The 1,137-nt window shown below is 72.7% G+C and carries 2 protein-coding genes; both read left to right on the top strand.

Annotated elements, in window-relative coordinates:
* Window positions 1–24: 24 nt before the first annotated feature.
* A complete protein-coding gene (locus ESO86_RS17375; RefSeq protein WP_165308320.1) occupies window positions 25–708 on the top strand; it encodes a nucleoside hydrolase in 684 nt (227 codons plus the stop codon).
* 10 nt (window positions 709–718) lie between these two features.
* Window positions 719–946, top strand: a complete 228-nt coding sequence (locus ESO86_RS17370; RefSeq protein WP_129236005.1) for a hypothetical protein — start codon at window positions 719–721, stop codon at window positions 944–946.
* The last annotated feature ends 191 nt before the right edge of the window (window positions 947–1,137 follow it).

The following is a 1,137-nucleotide window of genomic DNA, read 5'->3' as shown; positions in this document are numbered from 1 at the left end:
CGAGCACACGTCTGAATCAGACGTGTGCTGGCGCTGCCCGACCCCGACGCGGGCCCGTCGCCGGTCCCGCTCGATGCGCGCGGCGCGACCGAGCTCATCGCCGACACGCTCGCCGCGGCATCCGAGCCCGTCGCGATCATCGCGACCGGACCGATCACCAACGTGGCCGTGCTGCTGCGCGAGCGGCCCGACCTCGTCCCGCGGATCCGCGAGGTCGTGTGGATGGGCGGCTCGACCGAACGCGGCAACGCGACGCCCTACGCCGAGTTCAACGCATGGGTCGACCCCGAGGCGCTCGACCTGGTGCTGCAGAGCGGCCTCCGGTTCACGATGGTCGGACTCAACGTCACGCACCGCGCACTCGTCACGACGCGCGTGCGCGAGCGTCTCGCGGCGATCGGCAACCGCACGTCGGCGTTCGGCGACGAGCTGCTCGAGTTCTTCTGCCGGACCAACGACGAGGTCTTCGGCATGCCCGACGGTCCGCTGCACGATCCGGTCGCGGTCGCCGTGCTGGCCGACCCCGGTTCGGTGGAGGTCGCGCGCACGCGACTCGACGTCGAGCTGATCGGGTCGGAGACGGTCGGTGCGACGAGCGTCGACCTCGACGGCATGCTCGGACGCGAACCGAACGCGTACGTCGCGGTCGGGATCGACGTCGAGCGGTTCTGGGCGGGCGTCGAGGACGCCATGGCACGGTTGGCCTGAGGGGGCGCGCATGGACTGGACGTTCTGGCTGGCCGGCATCGTCATCGTCGGTCTCGTGATCGTGACGCAGGTCTTCCTCCACGAGAGCCGGTGGTCGCGCCGGCCGCGCGACGAGGAGCCGATCGACGCCGACGCCTCCGGCAGCGATCCCGGCCGGTCGACCGGCGGCGACCTCACCGGGAGATCGCCGTCCGATCCGTCCGCGAACGGGGAGGGCGACGACGACCGCTCCCGCTGACCGCCACCACGACGACCCGGGCTACGCTCGACGGGTGACCTCCCGGGACGGCGCGATCCGATCGGCGCGCACGCAGCTGACCGCGCTCGTCGGCGACGAGGAGCTGCGCGACGTCTGGCGGTCGGCCCGGCCGCCGATCGACTCCGCGGCCGACCGCGCGGCGGCGGTGCTCGTGCTCTTCGGCGTGCTCG

It is taken from the genome of Agromyces binzhouensis (assembly GCF_004135055.1).
GTDB classification, from domain to species: domain Bacteria; phylum Actinomycetota; class Actinomycetes; order Actinomycetales; family Microbacteriaceae; genus Agromyces; species Agromyces binzhouensis.
The sequence above is the reverse complement of the archived record's forward strand: the minus strand, read 5'-3'. Positions and strand labels throughout refer to the sequence as shown.